Source organism: Halomonas colorata (genome assembly GCF_014897985.1).
GTDB classification, from domain to species: domain Bacteria; phylum Pseudomonadota; class Gammaproteobacteria; order Pseudomonadales; family Halomonadaceae; genus Vreelandella; species Vreelandella colorata.
In genome coordinates this window covers 121,356-140,318 of record NZ_JABUZA010000001.1, presented here as the reverse complement: position 1 = coordinate 140,318, position 18,963 = coordinate 121,356, and the positions used below count along the sequence as shown (strand labels likewise).

Genomic DNA, 18,963 nt, shown 5'->3' with positions numbered 1-18,963 from the left:
GGCGATAAAACACATTAGTTAAATAGTCCGCAGTTAAATTTACGGCATATCAACACTGGTGGCGGCTGCCTCGCCTTCCTATAATGGCAGCCAATTGCGTGATACGGCCGTTTAGATGCCGATCCTATTCTCCTTTTCATGGGTGCCCTCTGTTCATGACGTTTTTGCGAACCCTCATTCTGTCGCTGTTCTTTCTTATCGTGTCGTTAGTAGGGGCCACCGCGCTCGCCGTGGTGGGCGCTGCTATCTATTTCTCTCCCGGCCTGCCTGATGTGCGCCAGCTACAAAACTTTGAGCTGCATTCACCGCTACGCATTTTCACCAATGACGGCAAGCTAATTGGTGAATTTGGTGAGGAGCGCCGGGTCGTTGTGGATTTTGATGAAATTCCCCAGGACATGGTGAACGCCTTGATAGCCGCCGAGGACACCAACTACTTTGATCACGCGGGTGTTGACCCCCGCGGGCTTGCCAGAGCGGCGGTAGAGCTTGCCCAGAGCGGCGGTGCCATACAGTCAGGCGGCTCGACCATCACCATGCAGGTGGCGCGTAACTACATGCTTACGCTGGACCAGACGTTTACCCGTAAAATCCGCGAGATCCTGCTTGCCTTGCAGATGGAAAAAGTGTTGAGCAAGCAGGAAATCTTCGAACTTTACGTTAACAAAATTTTCTTAGGAAATCGAGCATACGGCATTGCAGCAGCCGCCGACACTTATTACGACAAACCGCTTTCCGAGCTTACCCTGGCTGAAACCGCGATGATTGCGGGTCTGCCCAAAGCGCCTTCCGCATTTAATCCGCTGGCCAACTCCGAGCGTTCGCTGATTCGCCGCAACTGGATTCTGTTCCGCATGCGCGAACTGGGCTATATCGATGACACCACCTATCAGTCAGCGGTACAGGACCCCGTCACCGCACGTCGTCACTTTACCCAGACCGAAGTAGACGCCTCTTACGTGGCTGAAATGGCACGCCAGTACGCGGTTGAGCGCTTTGGTGATACGGCCTACACCGGCGGTTACCGCATCTATACGACGCTGGATAGCAAGCTACAGCCGTTTGCGCGTGACGCCCTGGCCAATGGCCTGCGTGAGTATGATTTGCGTCACGGCTGGCGCGGTGCCGAGCAACGCGATATCGCCCCGAGCCTGGTCGAAGCGCAAGAACGCACCGCGACACAGGGCCTTGAGGAGGAGCTTTCCGAGTCGCCCGAAATTCGTCAAACCGCCCGCCAAGCCGCCGAACGTAGTCAAACGGAAATCACTGGCGTTGAAGGCGACGTTAGTAACTGGCTGCAAGTATTGGAGCGTACACCTAACTATGGTCTGCTGAAGCCAGCGATTGTGGTCAAAAGCAGTGGCCGTGAAATGCAGGTATTGGCTCGCGGCGGTGAGCTGCATACCATTAACTGGGAGGGTTTAAGCTGGGCACGCGCCTATCAAAGCCCGCGTAGCCGCGGCGCTGAGCCTAGCTCTGCCGACCAAATTGCCGTACGTGGTGACCTGGTGCGTATTTTAGAAACCCAGGACGGCACGGTACGCCTTTCACAGCGGCCAGATGCAGAAGGCTCAATCGTTGCCCAAGACCCGCGTACCGGCGCTATTCTGGCCTTGCAGGGCGGGTTTGATTTCAATGCCAGCAAGTTCAACCGTGCGGTTCAGGCTCAGCGCCAGTCAGGCTCCATCTTCAAGCCGTTTATTTATCTGGCGGCGCTGCAAGATGGTGAAATGAACGCAGCAAGCGTGGTCAACGACGCACCGGTCGTGCTCGATGATGGCAGCAACTCACTATGGCGCCCGGTCAACTCCAGCCGTGATTTCCAAGGACCGATGCGTTTACGCCCGGCACTGGCTCGCTCGCGCAATCTAGTCACCATTCGCGTTTTACAAACCATGGGGCTGGATCATACGATCGAATTCCTGAAAGGCTTTGGCTTCTCTCAGGATCGCCTACCGCACGGCCTTTCTCTGGCCCTGGGCAGCGCAAGCCTGACGCCTATGGAAATGACCAACGCCTACTCCGTGCTTGCCAACGGTGGCTTCCAGGTAGCTCCCTGGTTTATCGAACGCGTTACTCGCAATGACGATCACGAGCTTATTGATGAAGCCACCCCCCAGGTTGCCTGCCCCAGCTGTGCAGAAGGCCAGGAAACCGTCGAGATCGATGGGCGTGAATATCCGGTTGCCAAGCGCGTTGCCGATGCGGCGGCCACCTATATTCTGCGCGATATGCTGCGTGATGTTATTACCTCGGGCACCGGTCGCGGCGCGTTAAGCCTCAACCGTGACGATATCGTGGGTAAGACGGGTACCACCAATAGCCAGCGTGATGCCTGGTTTGCCGGTTTTAACAGCAATTTGGTGACCACCGTGTGGGTGGGTAAAGACAGCAACGAAACCATTGCGGAATATGGGGCAAATGCAGCGCTACCTATCTGGAAGGACTTTATGGGAAAAGCGCTGGAAGGCACACCGTCGGCGATACCGGAACGCCCGTCTACTGTTGTAACTGCTCGGATAGATCCCAACTCTGGTCGTCGTTTACATGAAGGCCAGCCGGGAGGTATTAGCGAGTTCTTCCACCAAGATCACTTGCCCGACTACCAGCCACGTGGCATCAGCCGTGAGCTAGAGGAAGCCAGCGGCTCACAAGGCTCTGGCACCGCGGAATCGATCTTCTAAGTAACAACTAGCGCTAGCAGCTAGCTCAAGAAACGCAAAAGCCCGGAAACCTAATGGTCTCCGGGCTTTTTTATACGCCTGTCTTACTGACAGATGCCTATTTGCAAGCTTTAAGCTGCAGCTATAGGCGCTTCATGCTTGCTGGCTCTCCAATTAAGGCCTATGGCGATCACCATGACCACAGCACCGGCCACCTCGGTCAGCAGGCTTGGGTAGAACACGCCAAAGATCGCGGCGCTGATCGCCAGGCGCGGCAGCCATGACATGCGGGTAAACAGATACCCTTCCAGCGCCGCCGCAAAGGCGCATAGCGCCAGAATGGCAATCACCGCGTTCCACACCACGACCAATACTGGCCCGCCGATAATAATTTCAGGGTTAAACACCATAAACAGCGGAATCAGATAAAGCCCTTTAGCGAATTTCCAGGCCTGAAAACCGGTCTCCATGGGTTTACTGCCCGCGATGGCCGCCCCAGCAAACCCTGCCAGGGCAATGGGCGGCGTCACGTTAGAGTCCTGGGAGTACCAGAACACCACCAGGTGTGCAATCAGTAGCGGCACGCCAAACTCAGAGGTAAGCGCGGGTCCAACTAGCACAATCAGCACGATATAGCTGGCGGTTACCGGAAGTCCCATCCCCAGTATCAGGCTCGCCAACAGCACCATGACCAGCGCCAGCACCAGGTTACCGCCCGAGAACGCCAGCATCATAGAGGAGAATTTGAGCCCCAGGCCCGTCAAACCCACAACGCCGACGATAATACCCGCCACTGCGCAGGCCATGGAAACCGCCACGGCATTACGGGCGCCCAGTTCAAGCCCTTCCACCAGTTTGGTTAACCCGGCCCAGATAACGCCCTTGGTCCGGCTAAGCGTCACAGGCTGGCCCTGCCCTGGGGCTACGAAAAAGTACCATAGCGCATAGCGTATGACGGCCACGGCTACCATGGTAATGACCGCGTAATAACCTACCCGCATGGGCGACAGGTTCATCACCAGAAGCCACACCAATACCGCCAGCGGTAGGAGGAAATGCCAGCCCTCTTTCATCACCTGGCGCATTTGCGGCAGCTCGCTTTTGGGCATGCCCTGCATACCCTGTTTAAGGGCAATAATGTGTACAAACAGGTAAACCGTCGCGAAGTACATAATCGCTGGCAGGATACTGATCTTGACGATATCCAGGTACGGCGTATTAGTATATTCGGCAATCAAAAAGGCGCCTGCGCCCATCAACGGCGGCATGATTTGCCCACCGGTTGAGGCGGCTGCCTCGATACCGCCCGCCTGCTTGGGCTTATAGCCCAGTTTTTTCATCAGCGGGATAGTAAAGGCGCCGGTCGTTACCACGTTGGCAATCGCGCTGCCTGAGATAGACCCCATACCCGCCGAGGCAAGTACAGCGGCTTTGGCCGGCCCACCACGCTGACGGCCCGTCGCGGCGTAGGCCATATCGATAAAGAACTTGCCCGCCCCAGTACTTTCCAGAAAGGCGCCAAACAACACAAAGATAAAGATGTAGGTAGCCGCCACGCCCAGCGGCAGGCCGAAGATACCTTCCTGCCCCAGATAGAGCTGCCCGGCGACCCGGTCGAGCGTATAGCCACGGTGATTCAAGATGCCAGGCAGCCACTCGCCAAGCCAAGGCAGCTCACCGCGCGGACCGGCAAACGCATACACGATGGCTAACACACCGATAATCGTCATGCCAAAGCCCACCGCGCGACGGCTGGCTTCCAGTACCGTGACCGTAGCGATACAGGCGACCAGAATATCGGTCTCGCTCCAGAAACCAGCGCGATTAATAATCTCGTCTAAAAAGAACACCAAATAGCCGCCGGTAATCAACGCACCAGCAAAAAATATGAGATCAATTCCCCAGCCAATCACACCGCGTTTACGCTTGGGCCCAAACGCTGGGAACATTAAAAACGCCAGCAGCATGATTAGCGCAAGGTGAATACCGCGTTGATAAAACAGTCCCAACGGCTGAATGCCGGCGGAGTAGAGTTGGAACAGGGAAAGTCCTACCGCCACGATGGTGATAAGCCACAGCACCACGCGCGGTTGAATCGCATTACCGCCTGGCATTAATACCGGCGGTGGATTGGATTCGCTCATGAAGTCCTCGGAAAATGTTGTCTAGCTTGTTTGTACTGACCAGTGTTTTGGTTGCTTAAGCTCTAGCGGCTTAGTGTGTAGTGCTGCAGTTTTTATTATCTGCGGGTTTATTTACAGCATATTTATTAAGCTTTGCGTATTTAGCGCGGCGAACTGTTAGCCCGTGGCGCATTGCTTGTGAGCTGGATCGTTACCCGCTGGCCGGCTGCCTGCTCGCTTAAACTAATGGCTGGGTGTTCGCCGTCAGGCCACACCACCTGATGATTGACCGCTTTCGAGCCGACCCGGAGAACGTAGCGGTTATTGGCAACCGGCTCATCAATCGCGTTGATCCAATATCCACCGTGACCATCGGACACCTGTTCACCACGTCCAAATATATGTCCTAGCCCTGCGGCAAAATCTGGCTGGTGGGAGCGTTCTAACTGCATCACGCCTGCCACATTACGGTAGCAATCCAGCACCGTGAACTTCTCAACGGAATGATTCCATTGAATACACCAGCGTGCCCCGGCGGGCGCCACTTCGTCCACTAACGCTTTACCCCGCTCAGTCACCACTGCTAACCGCGTAGACGCAGTCGCCGGAGCGGGGGAAGCCCCTGCTCCGGCGAACGGTAAGCATATGAACAAGAGCGCCATCAGTCGTCGTTGTTGCCACTGCATGGCGAAATGCCCTTTATTAGCTATTTGCAAAACAGCCGCTTAATAAAAGCAGCTGTATAGGCCATCCGTTAAGGACGAAGACGGTCCGGAATTTCGACATCCATTTCCTCAAAATAACGAATAGCGCCCGGGTGCAGCGGTACTGGCGTTGATTTCATAGTGAATTCAACCGTGGTGTCATTAGCGGCCGGGTGTACCGCAATCAGCTCATCGGTGTTTTCAAACAACAGCTGGGTCAATTGGTACGCAAGCTCCTCATCCATATCGGCGTTAACCACCAATACGTTGGGGATACCAATAGTCTGAACCGCTTCATCCATGCCGTCGTACATACCGGCGGCCAGTTCGTAAGGTGCGAAAACCGCTTCTTCTTCCTGAGCATTGGCGATTTCTTCATCCGACAAACCAATCAGGCGGATATCGCGCGTGGCTGCCAGGTTAAGAATCGAGCTAGTCGGCGGGCCAACGCTCCAGAAACCGGCATCGATATCGCCGTCGCGAATAGCATCGGCGGTTTCGTTGAAGTTAAGGCGCTGGGGGGTAAAGTCTTCGTAGCTAATACCGTTGGCTTCAAGCACTGCGCGGGCATTAAGTTCCGTACCGCTTCCCGGTGCACCAACAGATACACGTTTACCGGCGAGATCGGCAATCGACTCAATATCCGATTCGGCAAGGGTTACCAGCTGGACAGCATTGGGATATACCGAGGCCAGCGCACGGGTATTTTCAATCTGGCGGCCTTCAAAATCACCGGTACCGGTATACGCCTGATACACGGTGTCGGCCAGGGCCAAGGCAAGGTCGGCGTCGCCACGCATGATCAAACCCATATTTTCAACCGAGGCGCCGGTAACTTCAGCGGTCGCCTGGGCACCTTCGATACGGTTATTAATCATTTCCGCAAGGCCGCCACCGATGGGGTAATAAACGCCACCCGTACCGCCCGTTGCAATTGAAAGTTGTTGAGCACTGGCCGGTAAAGCGACGGCTAACATGGATGCTGCGGCTGCATATTTTAATGTTTTCATGCGTATTGCCTCCGTCCTGCTTGGACTTATAGGTATGGTTTGACGATAGGGAGGTATGAAGCTCCGCCCCTGTTCCATCAGAAGCGATAGAGTGACGTTAGCACGGCTCGTGCGTTGATGTTAATGGGACAATAGTGCGACGACCTGCTGAGTAATATGCGCACCAATGGGTAGCGCCGAGGTGGCCGCCGGTGAGGGTGCGTTGCCGACGTTCACCGTTCGGCGTGTATTCACGAATACAAAGTCATCCACAAGTTTTCCCGCTTTAGAAACCGCCTGTGCGCGAACGCCCGCCGGATAAGGCTTGAGATCCTCAATCGTTAATTGCGGGCAGTATTTGCGTACAAGCTCCAGGTAACCACGTTTGTAAAACGAGTTTTTCATTTCTCCAAGCCCTGGTTTCAGGTGTCTGCCCAACACTTTTAAAATTCCCGGGTGGGTGAACATCTGCCCCATATCGCGCAGCGACATATCCTGCTTGCGGTAACCTTCGCGCTTAAGTGCCAGCACGGCATTGGGGCCCACCGTTACGCTGCCATCGATCATACGGGTCAGGTGTACACCCAGAAAGGGCATGGCCGGGTCAGGAATGGGGTAAATCAGATGGTTGACGATGTGATTATGCTTCTCGGGCAACAGGTAGTATTCGCCTCGGAACGGGCAGATGGTAAAGCCAGGGTCCTGGCCCAGCATGCGAATCACTCGGTCGGCCATTAACCCGGCACAGGTCACCAGATAACGGCTTGAGAAGGTATCGTTAGTGGTGGTCACCACCACCTCAGTACGCCGCTCTTCCAGCCCCTTAACCTCAACGCCATACTGGATTTTACCCCCCAGGCGCTCGAACTCCGCCGCCATGGCACGGGTAACCTGGGCGTAGTTGACGATGCCGCTTGAAGGCACAAAAATCCCCGCCTCCCCGCGGATATTCGGCTCGCGCTCTTTGAGTGCTTCAGCGCTTAGCCACTCGCGCTCAAGCCCATTGGCCGCCGTGCGCTCCCAAAGCGCCTGCATACGCTGGGTTTCTAGCGCGTTGGTGGCCACCAAAAGCTTGCCACAGATGGAGTAATCCACTCCGTGCTGATCACAAAACTCGCGGGTAGCGCGGTTTCCTTCAAGACAGAACTTGGCCTTTAAGCTTCCCGGCGTGTAATACACCCCGGCATGAATGACGCCGCTGTTATGGCCGGTTTGATGCTGCGCGGGGCCACTCTCTTTTTCCAGCACAAGCAGGCGCTTGTCGGGGTACGTCTGCTGCAGCTGCATGGCGGTCGACATGCCCAGAATTCCCCCGCCAATAATGATGAAATCCCACATTAATAACGCTTCCTGTGCCAAATTGTTAAAATTTATTGATAATAGCCGTTATTCTTCTACTTTCACTTATTTGCTACAAGATCACCAGGGAGTCGCGTCGTTATGGAAACTGTTATGGCGATTGCCATGGTGATTGATAGGGAGGTTGCCATGGAGCCAGATGCGCCGCGTCAGAACTTAGCGATTAGCGCTTATAGCACGCTCAAGCACGATATTATCCGTGGCCGCTACGCGCCTAAAGAAAAGCTATTAATGAGCCGTCTGAAAGAGTGCTACGGAGTTAGCACAGGGCCGCTGCGCGAAGCCCTTTCCCAACTGGTCGCCGACCGGCTGGTGGTGGCGATTAGCCAGCGCGGTTACCGCGTAGCTCCGATGTCGCTTGCCGAACTCAACGATATTTACGACGCCCGCGCCCAGCTGGAAGGCCTGATTCTACGCCTTGCCATTGAGCGGGGTGACGACGACTGGGAAGCGTCGGTGCTGGCCACAGCCCACCGGCTTGCCAAAGTGACCGATATAAGCTCCCCCGATGAGCTGCTGGATGGCTGGGACCTGCGCCATAAAGCTTTTCATACCGCCATCGCGAGCGGCTGCAACTCCCCTCACCTGCTGCAGATGCGCAATACGCTGTTTGATCAAGTTGAGCGCTATCGCCACTTGTGGCTCCAGGAAACCGTCATGTCGCCGGCCGCGCTTGAGCAAAAGCGCCAGGAGCACGCCGCGCTGGTCGACGTAATTCTAGCGCGCGATGCCGAAAAGGCCGCGATTTTGATGCGCGACCACCTGATGACGCCTGTTCCCATTATCACCCGAGTACTTCAGAACCGGGGAATCAGCTAAATTCTGCATTTTAAAAAAATGTAGATATTTTTAAATAACGGCGATACATTGAGTTTAATTACACCGTTTTTAACTACGTAGTAGATCAATTTTTAACTACGTTAGATCAATAGATCGCCGTGGGCGCCTGGGTGTGTCTACGCGAAATGCTTTCCTCAAGAATTCTTCTTAAGAACTAGCCAGGAGCTTCGTAATGACACATTTCAACTGGGATGACCCGCTACTGTTGGAGCACCAGCTCACTGACGAAGAGCGCCAGATTCGCGACGCGGCCCATGACTACTGCCAGGAAAACCTTCAGCCCCGCGTATTGAGTGCCTTTCGTGAGGAGCGCTTTGATCGCGAGATCATGTCTGAGATGGGCGAGCTTGGCCTTTTGGGCGCTACCGTGGCGGAAGAGTACGGCGGTGCGGGCGTCAACCACGTGGCTTACGGCCTGATCGCCCGCGAAGTAGAGCGCGTTGATTCCGGCTACCGCTCGGCCATGAGCGTTCAGTCGTCGCTGGTTATGTACCCCATCGAGACGTACGGCTCTGAAGAACAGAAACAAAAGTACCTGCCCAAACTTGCCAGCGGCGAAATGGTCGGCTGCTTTGGCCTGACCGAGCCAGACCACGGCTCCGACCCCGGCAACATGATTACCCGCGCTGAAAAAGTCGACGGCGGCTACCGACTAACCGGCGCCAAGATGTGGATTACCAATAGCCCGATTGCCGATATCGCCGTGGTATGGGCCAAGTCTGCTGCCCACGACAACCAGATCAAAGGCTTTATCGTAGAGCGCGGCACAGAAGGTTTCTCCACCCCGAAAATTGAAGGCAAGGTGTCGCTACGCGCCTCGATTACCGGTGAAATCGTGCTGGATAGCGCGTTTGTGCCCGAAGAGAACCTGCTGCCTAATGTCAGCGGCTTGAAAGGCCCGTTTGGCTGCCTGAACAAAGCGCGCTACGGCATCGCTTGGGGCGTTATGGGCACGGCTGAATTCTGCTGGCACGCCGCCCGCCAGTACACGCTGGACCGCAAGCAGTTTGGCCGCCCGCTGGCCGCCAACCAGCTGATTCAGAAAAAGCTCGCCGATATGCAAACCGAGATCACCCTGGGCCTTCAGGCCGCCCTGCAGGTAGGCCGGTTGATGGATAGTGGCAACTGGACGCCGGAAATGGTCTCGCTGATCAAGCGCAACAACTGTGGCAAGGCGCTGGATATTGCGCGCATGTCGCGGGATATGCACGGCGGTAACGGCGTGTCCGATGAGTACGGCGTAATTCGACATATGGTGAACCTGGAGTCGGTGAATACCTACGAAGGTACCCACGATGTACACGCGCTGATCTTGGGCCGTGCACAGACCGGCATTCAGTCGTTCTACTAAGCCGTTTTATTTTATAGGCCAAAGGAATCACCATGAGCACTCCTTCCAAACCGCTGGCTGACATCAAGGTACTCGATATATCACGCGTGCTGGCTGGCCCGTGGTGTGGCCAGATGCTCGCCGACATGGGCGCCGATGTGATCAAGGTCGAGCGCCCTGTCGCCGGTGATGATACGCGTCACTGGGGCCCACCCTGGCTTAACGGCACGGCGGAGTCGGCCTATTATCTGTGCGCCAACCGCGGTAAGCGTTCGGTCACCATTGATATGGCCAAGCCGGAAGGTCAGGTGCTTATCAGGCAGTTGGTAAGTCAGTCAGATGTGCTGCTTGAGAACTTTAAAGTCGGTGGGCTGAAGAAGTACGGACTGGATTACGCCAGTCTGAAAGAGCTGAACCCCAAGCTTGTCTACTGCTCAATCACCGGCTTTGGTCAGGAGAGCCCCTACGCCCACCGCGCTGGTTACGACTTCATGATTCAGGCCATGGGTGGCATCATGAGCCTGACCGGCAAGCCCGATAGCGAGCCCGGCGGTGGCCCGGTAAAAAGCGGCGTGGCGTTTACCGATATTTTCACCGGCCTGTATGCCACCAACGCCGTTTTGTCAGCGCTTTATCAGCGCCGTGACAGCGGTGTGGGTTGCCATATTGATATGGCGTTGATGGATGTTCAGGTAGGCGTGCTGGCCAACCAGGCGCTTAACTACCTAACCTCCGGCAACGTGCCGCAGCGCCTGGGCAATGCCCACCCCAACATTGTGCCCTACCAGGCGTTTGCCACTCGGGATGGCCACATCATTGTCGCGGTGGGTAATGACGAACAGTTCAGACGCTTTTGCGAAGTGCTTGCGTTAGGACAGTTGGCCGCTGATGAGCGGTTTGCCACCAACGGGGCGCGCGTCCATCACCGTGAAAGCCTGGTACCTATGCTTGAGGCAGCACTGGCTCAGCGCACTATCGATGAGTGGCTCGCGGCCTTTGAAGTGGTGGGTGTGCCTTGCGGCCCCATCAATACGCTTGACCGCGTGTTCGATGATCCGCATGTCAAAGCGCGCGGCTTGAAGCAGTCGCTACCGCACACTCAGGCAGGCCAGGTAGACCTTGTCGCCAACCCCATTCGCATTAACGGGCATTCGCTAAGCGCTACCACCGCGCCGCCGAGTTTGGGTGAGCATACCGAGCACGTATTAAACGATATAGGCATTACGCCAGCCCAACAGCAGGCACTGCGCGAGGCAGGCATTATTTGATCGAGCACTGACTATTACTAGATTTAACGTTTGAAGCGCTCTTAACGGGGCGCTTTTTATTGCCACCTAATCTTTATCCCATCAATAAAGCTAGGAAGTCCATCAGAAGCCACGCTTATCCGCTACACTATTCACTGTTTTACAACCATGTGTCCGTTTGTAAGCAATGGTTTGCAACAAAGGATTGGGCGGACACAGTAAGCTAGGAGGCTTTATGGGGAACTGTGCACGCATTAACGGCAGCTGCAAACGCTGTGAAGGTGAATTGCCCTTTGCGTTCACCATGGCATTTCAACCTATTGTTAATCTCTCGACTGCCCGAGTAGATGCCTATGAAGCCTTGGTACGCGGGCCCAATGGTGAATCCGCCTGTAGCATTATTTCCCAGGTAACGGACGATCTGCTCTACCAGTTTGATCAAGCCTGCCGCGTCAAAGCCATTGAAATGGCAAGCCACCTTGGCATGCAGACCAATCTGTCGATTAATTTTCTTCCCAACGCGGTTTACGAGCCAACCGCCTGCATTCAGGCAACGCTGGATATCTCGCGACAGGTAGGCTGGCCATCCAAGCGACTTATCTTTGAGATTACTGAAACCGAGCGCGTTATCGATCGTCAGCATTTGCGCAATATCATCGACGCCTATCGCTCAATGGGTTTCAAAACCGCGCTGGATGATTTTGGCAGTGGTTATGCCAACCTGGATATCTTGACCGACCTTACCCCCGATAAGTTAAAAATTGATCGCCAACTAGTCATGAACTGCGATCAAGACCTGCGTCGCCAAGCCATTTTGCAAGCAATTATTACCCTGGCCCAACAGTTGGGCATTGTCGTCATCGCTGAAGGTGTAGAAACCCACGCCGAGGCGCTTTGGCTGGCAAGCAACGGCATCATGCGCCAGCAGGGCTTTTATTATGCCAAACCAGTCGTTAACTCACTGGGGGATGACCTCTCCGTGCGTTTGAGTGCACTACGCGAAGAGGTGCGATTAGGCCGGGAACAAGGGGGTCTACATGCTTGATATAAATCTTGAGCAAGTCTATCAGCTGTTCACCCGCTCAAAACGCAATACTGAGAATATTATCCAAACCGCCCCGCTAGGCATTTGCGTTACCAGCCCTGATGGCTATTTTGAGATGGTTAACAGCGCTTATTGCCAATTTTATGGCTACACGGAAAGCGAGCTTATAGGCAAGCACTTCACCCAAATGGTCTCCCCTACCTATCGTGATAGATTAGCAGCACTACACGACGAATTTATCCAAGGCGACAGCAACCAGGAATTACGCCAGGAGTGGGAAGTGCTGAACAAAAAAGGTGAGGCACGCACCATCATCGCTGAAGCGGCGCGCATCGAAGGCGATGACGGCCTACCGCGCAAGGTAACCTTTATTGTCGATATTACGGAGCGCAAGCAGCTCGAAGAGCGTTTAAAGCTGGCCAACGAGCGTTTGGATCAACTCGCGCATCGCGATGAATTAACCGGCCTGTTCAACCGCCGTGCCGGGCTTAAGCGCCTGGAAGAAGAGCTTCAGCGCTGCCAGCGTTATGAAAGCACGTTGAGCATTGCTATTTTCGATCTGGATCGCTTTAAAACGATCAATGATACCTACGGCCACGGCATTGGTGACGACGTACTCAAGGAAGTCACCGCGCTGGTCAGTCAAACCCTGCGCACAACCGATATTCAGGTACGCCTGGGCGGTGAAGAATTTCTGGTGATCATGCCGCAGGTCGATATTAGAGCAGCGCAGCGGGCGATTGAACGGGTGTGTAATGCCGTTGCCAGCACGCCTTTTACTAAGCAGCAATTAATCGTCACTGTATCCGCCGGTATTGCGTGCTACGTTGATACCTCCAACCGCTGCCTATTGGATCGTGCAGATAACGCCATGTATCAAGCCAAGGAGGCCGGTGGAAACGGTGCCGTCACTGCCTAGTAAATCATCATACCTGGTGAATCAACATCGGCGCCCGCGATGCTAAATCGACTCTCCAGCCTGAGGAGTAACGTTATGAGCAATGCTGAGCTAAACAAACTGAAGCAAAAATACGTTGCCAACGGCGCAGCGAGCCCTGCCACAGCGTTTGCCGACCATGCCGAAAATGCCGAAGTGTGGGATGCCGACGGCAACCGGTTTATCGACTTTGCCGGCGGCATCGGTGTGCTGAATATCGGCCATCGCCATCCAAAAGTGGTTGCGGCGGTGAAAGCACAGCTCGATAAGGTAATGCATACCTGCCAAACGGTAATGCCCTATGAAGGCTACGTCAGGGTTGCAGAACGTCTTAGCCACCTAGTGCCCGTTCGCGGCCATGCCAAGGTCATGCTCGCTAACTCCGGCGCCGAAGCGTTGGAGAACGCGGTCAAGATAGCTCGCGCCGCCACCGGGCGCTCCAACGTTATCTGCTTTGATGGCGGCTACCACGGCCGCACCTTCTTCACCATGGCGATGAACGGCAAGGTCGCGCCGTATCAGACCGACTTTGGCCCCATGCCCGGCACCGTGTTTCGTGCGCCCTACCCGGTGGACTACCACGGCGTCAGTGAAGACGAGGCGATTCGCGGCCTGATGATGACGCTGAAAACCGACGCTGGCCCCGCAAATACGGCGGCTATCATTTTAGAGCCTGTGCTCGGTGAAGGCGGCTTTTATCCCGCACCGGCATCGTTTCTGGAAAAGATCCGCATCATCTGCGATGAACTCGGCATCCTGATGATTATCGACGAAGTACAGTCAGGGTTTGGGCGCACCGGCAAGATGTTCGCCATCGAGCACAGCGGCGTTGAGCCTGACATCATGACCATGGCAAAAAGCATGGCCGACGGCATGCCGATTTCAGCCGTAGTGGGCACTGACAAGATCATGGATGCCTCTGGCCCGAACTCGCTGGGCGGCACCTACACAGGCAGCCCTACCGCCTGTGCCGCAGCGCTTGCCGTCATGGATGTTTTTGAGGAAGAAAATATCCTGGAGAGAAGCCAGGCCCTGGGCGAGAAGCTCGCCAAGCGTTTCCACCAGTGGCAGGCACGTTACGACGCGGTGGATAACGTACGCCATATGGGCGCCATGGCCGCCTTTGAGCTGGTATCTGATAAACACGCCAAGACACCTAACGCCGAGCTTGCCGGTGCCTTATGTAAAAAAGCCCGCGAAGAGGGCTTAATCCTGCTTTCCTGCGGTATGTACGGCAATACCATTCGGTTCTTAATGCCCATCACCATCGACGATAGCGTACTCAACGAAGGACTCGATATCATCGAATCCTGCCTGGAGTCGCTGATTTAACACGCCCTGAATGCAGCCTGCATACAAGAACGCCGCCCGATGGGGCGGCGTTCTTGTATTTACCCGGCACTAACGGTTCAGCCGTTCATGTAGCGCGGCAGCCAAAGCACCAAGTCAGGCCATACGCTGATGATGATAGCCGCCAGGCACATCAGCAAAAAGAACGGCAGCGCCGCCCAAGCCACACGTCCGATGCTCTCTCCGGTCAGGCTCTGCAGCACGAAGAGGTTGAAGCCCACTGGCGGGGTAATCTGGCCAAGCTCGATCATGATGATCAGGAAAATGCCGAACCAGATCGGATCGAACCCTGCCAGCAGCACGATCGGTAGCGTAATGGGCAAGCTCATTACAGTGATCGAGATACCGTCCAGAAAGAGCCCCAGCACGATGTAGAACACCGCCAGTGCCAGCAGCAGCATGGTCGGGCTGAAGTTCTGCTCGGCGATCCAGCTGGCAAGCTCGCGCGGCAAGTGCAGATAGCCCATCGCCGTCGACAGCAGGGTTGCCGTAATCAACAGGCTACATACCATGATCGAGGTAATCAGCGTGCCCCGAAACGCCTCGGTCAGCATGGCCAAAGTGATTTGCCGCTCGATGCCCAACAGCACCAGCGTGGCTGCCACGCCCACCGCCGCCGCCTCGGAGGGCGTGGCGATACCGCTGTAGATCGAACCGATCACGATCGCGATCAATATGAGGATCGGCAACAGCAACAGAATCGACTGGCCGATGGATTGCCCGTGCGCTATCTGTTTAGGCGCAAGCGCCGGTGAAAGCGTGGCGCGTATGCCAATATAGCCGCTGTACAGCAGCGCAATTACAAGCCCCGGCACCACACCCGCCATGAACAGCCGGCTGATCGATACTTCCGCCTGAACCCCGTATACGATCATGACGATCGACGGTGGAATCAGCAGGCCCAGACTACCAGCACCGGCTAGCGAGCCAATCGACAGGTGCCGGTCGTAGCCGCGTTGCTTGAGCTCTTGCGTGGTTATCTTGCCAATAGTGGCGGTGGTGGCAGCACTTGAGCCGCTTACCGCAGCAAACAGCGTACAGCCCAGCACATTGGTATGCAGAATGCCGCCCGGCAGACGGCTGGTAATGGGCACCAGCCCCTTGAACAAGCGCTCCGAAAGATTCGAGCGAAAAATCAGCTCGCCCATCAAGATGAACAACGGGATCGCCGAAAGCTCCCAGCTGTTGCTGGCACGATACAAAATACGCGAGAAGATCAAACCGATACGGTCAGCGCTGAAGTCCCCGAAAATCCAGAGTGAGCCGATGGAAATTGCCAGCATCGAGGCAAATATCCACGTACCCATGGACAGGAAAAACACCAGCAGCAGCGCCACACCAACGGCCGTCCAGAAAATATCCATAGTCCGTTCCTGTTAGCCAGGCCTAGGCCGTGTTGGGTGAATACCGCGAGCGCAGTAAGATGATTTTTATTGATCTCACCAGCAGCGTGAAGGAAATTAGCCACATGCCGATAAGGATAGCGCCTTCGGGAAGCCAGATAGGCGTTTCGGCCAGCGTCTCACTCACCACGCCGCGCTGGTAGCTGCGCTGGACGTTTTGTAGCCAGAACGTGGAGAGCCATAAAAAGCAGCCGGCAGTGACCAGGCTGCTAAACAGCTCCAGCGGCCACCGCCTGGATGCGGGAATGCGCTCCATGAGCAGCGACACCCGAATCAAGCCGCCCTTTTCGAGCACGTAGGGAAGCCCCATAAACGCCATGGTGGCCACGGCGTAGCCGATATACTCATCCAAAATAAAGGTCGAGCGGCCAAACAACCGCATCACGATTTCGAGGATGATATGGCCAAACATGTAAATGATGAGCGCCACGGCAATCAAGGCGCCCACCCGATTAAGCAATTTCGAGGCTTTTTCTATGGGTTCGAAAAACCTCATTGCTGGCTCCGAAACTCATCCATGATCGTCTTGCCGGTGTCGCCAGTGCTTTCAAGCCAGTTATCGATCACGCTTTCCGAGGCATCAGAAAGCGCGTCGGTTAGGTCTTGGGCTACCGGGTCGCTCACTTCAACGTTGTTCTCCGCAAGCGTCTGGTAGTTCTCTGCGGTGCGCGTTTCAACAGCGGCCCAGTTGTGCTGGTCGGTCAGGCGAGCGGCTTCCAGTACTGCCTGCTGCTGCTCTTCGCTGAATGAATCGAACACGGCCTTGTTCATGTGCACCATGTTGAGCGGGATGGCATATTGAACGGCAGAGAAGTGGTTTTGATGCTCCCAGAAGCTGCCGTTGGCGCCGGCTTCGGCGGAGGTCAGCACGGCGCTAATACCGCCGGTGGCCAATTGCGGCACTACATCACCCCAAGAGAGACTCACCGGCGAGGCGCCGACGTTTCTAAAGGTTTCAGTGCCACTGCGGTCAAAAGTGCGAATCTTGAGATTTTTCAGATCATCGGCGCTGTCGATCGCGTCTTTCGACCAGATACCGCTGGGCGGCCAGGGCGAGGCGTAAAGCAGTACCTGATCACTATCTTCAAACACCGCTTCGTAATAAGGCTTGGCGATATCGTAAAGCTGGCGCGCATCCTCGATATCGTTGACCAAAAACGGCAAGGAGGAGAGCAAAAAGAGGGAGTCTACGCCACTCATGGTGCCTGAAAGCGTATCCGCGATATCGACAGCGCCATCCGCCACAGCGTAGAAGTGATCGCCGGAGTTAAACCCTAGCGCGCCACCGGTATGCAGGGTAATGCTGATGTCACCGTTGGTCAGTTCCTCTACCTTGTCGATAAAGTAGGCGTCGCCCTGAGCGTGGATTGAGCTTGCGTTGTATTCATTTGAAAAATCCAGGCTGAACGACTGGGCATGCGATTGGCCGCTAACAATCGCGAGCCCCAGCGCGGCGATGAGACTTTTACCGGCGATGAATCGATGATTTTGGAATTTTAGCGTTGTCATGACGTAGGTTCCCTGCCGATTTTTATTAAATGTAGCTTTCAATGTACCTTTATCGGCAAGCTATTTATTTTTACAAACGACTTAGGCGCTTCTGAACGCGACATCTAAATAGTCAAAAACTAAAGTATTATTTACTTTATACGGTAATTAAACACTATAGCGTCAGGGTCGAAACAACGATTTCCCGCATGAAAAAGAGCAGCGTAAGCATCAAATATGGCCATAACCACGTGGCATAAAAAAGCGCCGCTATTGGAGCGGCGCTTTAGATAAAACGATCATCCTCTGGCTGTGCTAGCGCGGTCGACGGTCTCCCTCAAGAAAGTTCGCCGTAAATACCGCTTTACCGTAAGTCTCAAAGGACCACTTCATTACCTCGCTCAGCGCATTCATCACGGCATCGAATTCGCCAAATATCTGGGTACTCATTCGGTTGGGATAAACCTCCAGGCCTGACGCCTCGAAGCGCTTTACCACATCCTTCACCAATGGCTTGAAATCGTGGGCCAGTGGGTAGTAGCTAAGCTGCACGGAAAGATACATAACGCCTCCTTACGCTGTGTGTGATGGCCTGCCGGATACGCTCGACAAGCGCTGCCAGGCGGCCAGAATGGCGGCGCGGGTTTCATCCGGATGCTCCATGGGGAACATATGCGTACCAGGCACCTCCTCGACCTTCAGGCCCTTGCGCCTTAAACGCTTGATGCGCGAAGCGGTCATCAGATGCGACTCCTGCCCCGCCACCAGCTCAAGCGGCACGCCTACCCGGCTTGGCAGCCGAGATAGGTGATCTGGCAAATGGCGGAAAATCTCCACCTCAACACGTGGGTCGAAGGTCAGCTCGGCGCTGCCATCCTCTAAAAGCCGGGTACCTGCTTCAATGTAGTCGTTAAGCGCGGCGGGGGTAAAGCGGCGAAAAAGCCCGCGCTGACTTAGCGATTTGGCCATGATCTCACGGCTTGGCCATACGCTGCGCCGCCCCTGCGTTTTACCTGCAGGCGTTATGCGGTCAATAAAACCAAAGCGCTTGGCGGCCTTCATGGCCCAGGCGTCTGGCCCCAGCATAAGCGGCGGGTCAAGCATGATCACCCCGCAAAAACGCTCAGGCTGTTTGTCGGCGGCCATAGCCATCAGCGTGCCGCCCAGCGAGTGGCCCACGCCCAAAAGCGGCGCCTCGGTCTTCGGCAGGTAACTTAATAGCTCATCCACCAGATTGGCCCAGTTGTGGTTTACCGGGTAGTCCGGATGATGGCCCAGCCGATCAAGGGGGTACACCTCAAAGGTATCCGCCAGGGGCGCCAGCAGGCTTTTATAGCTCAGGCCTGGAAACCCATTGGCATGGGCAAATACCAACTGAGGGAGTGAAGCGGTCGTTGTTGTCATAGTGCAGCTCTTGGGCCTGTGTTCTTTGAGCTTGGCTTTTTAACCTTCGCTTTTGGTCTTTGAACCGGCCCTTGCGAATGC

General features: G+C 55.3%; 16 protein-coding genes. 7 read left to right on the top strand and 9 right to left on the bottom strand.

What is annotated here, in order from left to right; translation table 11 throughout:
* Positions 1-155 precede the first annotated feature (155 nt).
* Positions 156-2,684 carry a penicillin-binding protein 1A gene (locus INT33_RS00785; protein ID WP_192537416.1) on the top strand — a complete coding sequence of 843 codons (2,529 nt, stop codon included), beginning with the start codon at positions 156-158 and terminating at the stop codon, positions 2,682-2,684.
* 110 nt (positions 2,685-2,794) lie between these two features.
* On the opposite strand, the gene INT33_RS00780 is transcribed toward INT33_RS00785, so the two are convergent.
* The 4 genes from INT33_RS00780 to lhgO all read right to left on the bottom strand — a co-directional run bounded on the left by INT33_RS00780 (position 2,795) and on the right by lhgO (position 7,817).
* A complete protein-coding gene (locus INT33_RS00780; RefSeq protein ID WP_193090931.1) occupies positions 2,795-4,807 on the bottom strand; it encodes a TRAP transporter permease in 2,013 nt (670 codons plus the stop codon).
* 140 nt (positions 4,808-4,947) lie between these two features.
* Positions 4,948-5,472, bottom strand: a complete 525-nt coding sequence (locus tag INT33_RS00775; RefSeq protein WP_193090930.1) for a DUF1850 domain-containing protein — start codon at positions 5,470-5,472, stop codon at positions 4,948-4,950.
* Positions 5,473-5,540: 68 nt separating this feature from the next.
* Positions 5,541-6,500 (bottom strand): TAXI family TRAP transporter solute-binding subunit, encoded by a 960-nt coding sequence (locus tag INT33_RS00770; protein WP_193090929.1) that lies wholly within the window; start codon positions 6,498-6,500, stop codon positions 5,541-5,543.
* 120 nt (positions 6,501-6,620) lie between these two features.
* Entirely contained in the window at positions 6,621-7,817 is a 1,197-nt protein-coding gene (lhgO, locus tag INT33_RS00765) for an L-2-hydroxyglutarate oxidase (RefSeq protein WP_192537420.1), read from the bottom strand.
* Between the two features lie 150 nt (positions 7,818-7,967).
* Here lhgO and csiR point away from each other — a divergent pair, with 150 nt between their 5' ends.
* The 6 genes from csiR (at position 7,968) to gabT (ending at position 14,569) form a co-directional block, all read left to right on the top strand.
* The gene (csiR, locus tag INT33_RS00760) at positions 7,968-8,657 is read left to right on the top strand and encodes a DNA-binding transcriptional regulator CsiR (protein ID WP_192537432.1); all 690 of its coding nucleotides are present in this window, start codon (positions 7,968-7,970) and stop codon (positions 8,655-8,657) included.
* 193 nt (positions 8,658-8,850) lie between these two features.
* The gene (locus INT33_RS00755) at positions 8,851-10,029 is read left to right on the top strand and encodes an acyl-CoA dehydrogenase (protein WP_193090928.1); all 1,179 of its coding nucleotides are present in this window, start codon (positions 8,851-8,853) and stop codon (positions 10,027-10,029) included.
* 32 nt (positions 10,030-10,061) lie between these two features.
* Positions 10,062-11,276: a CaiB/BaiF CoA transferase family protein gene (locus INT33_RS00750; protein WP_193090927.1), complete on the top strand. Its 1,215-nt coding sequence runs from the start codon at positions 10,062-10,064 to the stop codon at positions 11,274-11,276.
* A gap of 214 nt (positions 11,277-11,490) precedes the next feature.
* Positions 11,491-12,300 carry an EAL domain-containing protein gene (locus INT33_RS00745; protein ID WP_193090926.1) on the top strand — a complete coding sequence of 270 codons (810 nt, stop codon included), beginning with the start codon at positions 11,491-11,493 and terminating at the stop codon, positions 12,298-12,300.
* Positions 12,293-13,219, top strand: coding sequence for a sensor domain-containing diguanylate cyclase (locus INT33_RS00740; protein ID WP_193090925.1), 927 nt, complete (start codon positions 12,293-12,295; stop codon positions 13,217-13,219). Before INT33_RS00745 ends, INT33_RS00740 begins: the two co-directional genes overlap by 8 nt.
* Before the next feature lie 75 nt (positions 13,220-13,294).
* Positions 13,295-14,569, top strand: a complete 1,275-nt coding sequence (gene gabT / locus INT33_RS00735) for a 4-aminobutyrate--2-oxoglutarate transaminase (protein ID WP_193090924.1) — start codon at positions 13,295-13,297, stop codon at positions 14,567-14,569.
* Between the two features lie 77 nt (positions 14,570-14,646).
* On the opposite strand, the gene INT33_RS00730 is transcribed toward gabT, so the two are convergent.
* The 5 genes from INT33_RS00730 to INT33_RS00710 form a co-directional block, all read right to left on the bottom strand.
* The gene (locus INT33_RS00730; protein WP_193090923.1) at positions 14,647-15,951 is read right to left on the bottom strand and encodes a TRAP transporter large permease; all 1,305 of its coding nucleotides are present in this window, start codon (positions 15,949-15,951) and stop codon (positions 14,647-14,649) included.
* 22 nt (positions 15,952-15,973) lie between these two features.
* On the bottom strand, positions 15,974-16,486 hold the full coding sequence (locus INT33_RS00725; protein WP_193090922.1) for a TRAP transporter small permease: 513 nt from the start codon (positions 16,484-16,486) through the stop codon (positions 15,974-15,976).
* Positions 16,483-17,499, bottom strand: a complete 1,017-nt coding sequence (locus INT33_RS00720; RefSeq protein WP_192537428.1) for a TRAP transporter substrate-binding protein — start codon at positions 17,497-17,499, stop codon at positions 16,483-16,485. The genes INT33_RS00725 and INT33_RS00720 overlap by 4 nt, the downstream gene beginning before the upstream one ends.
* Before the next feature lie 294 nt (positions 17,500-17,793).
* A complete protein-coding gene (locus tag INT33_RS00715) occupies positions 17,794-18,042 on the bottom strand; it encodes a YkoF family thiamine/hydroxymethylpyrimidine-binding protein (RefSeq protein WP_192539586.1) in 249 nt (82 codons plus the stop codon).
* 9 nt (positions 18,043-18,051) lie between these two features.
* A complete protein-coding gene (locus INT33_RS00710) occupies positions 18,052-18,882 on the bottom strand; it encodes an alpha/beta fold hydrolase (RefSeq protein WP_193090921.1) in 831 nt (276 codons plus the stop codon).
* Positions 18,883-18,963 lie beyond the last annotated feature (81 nt).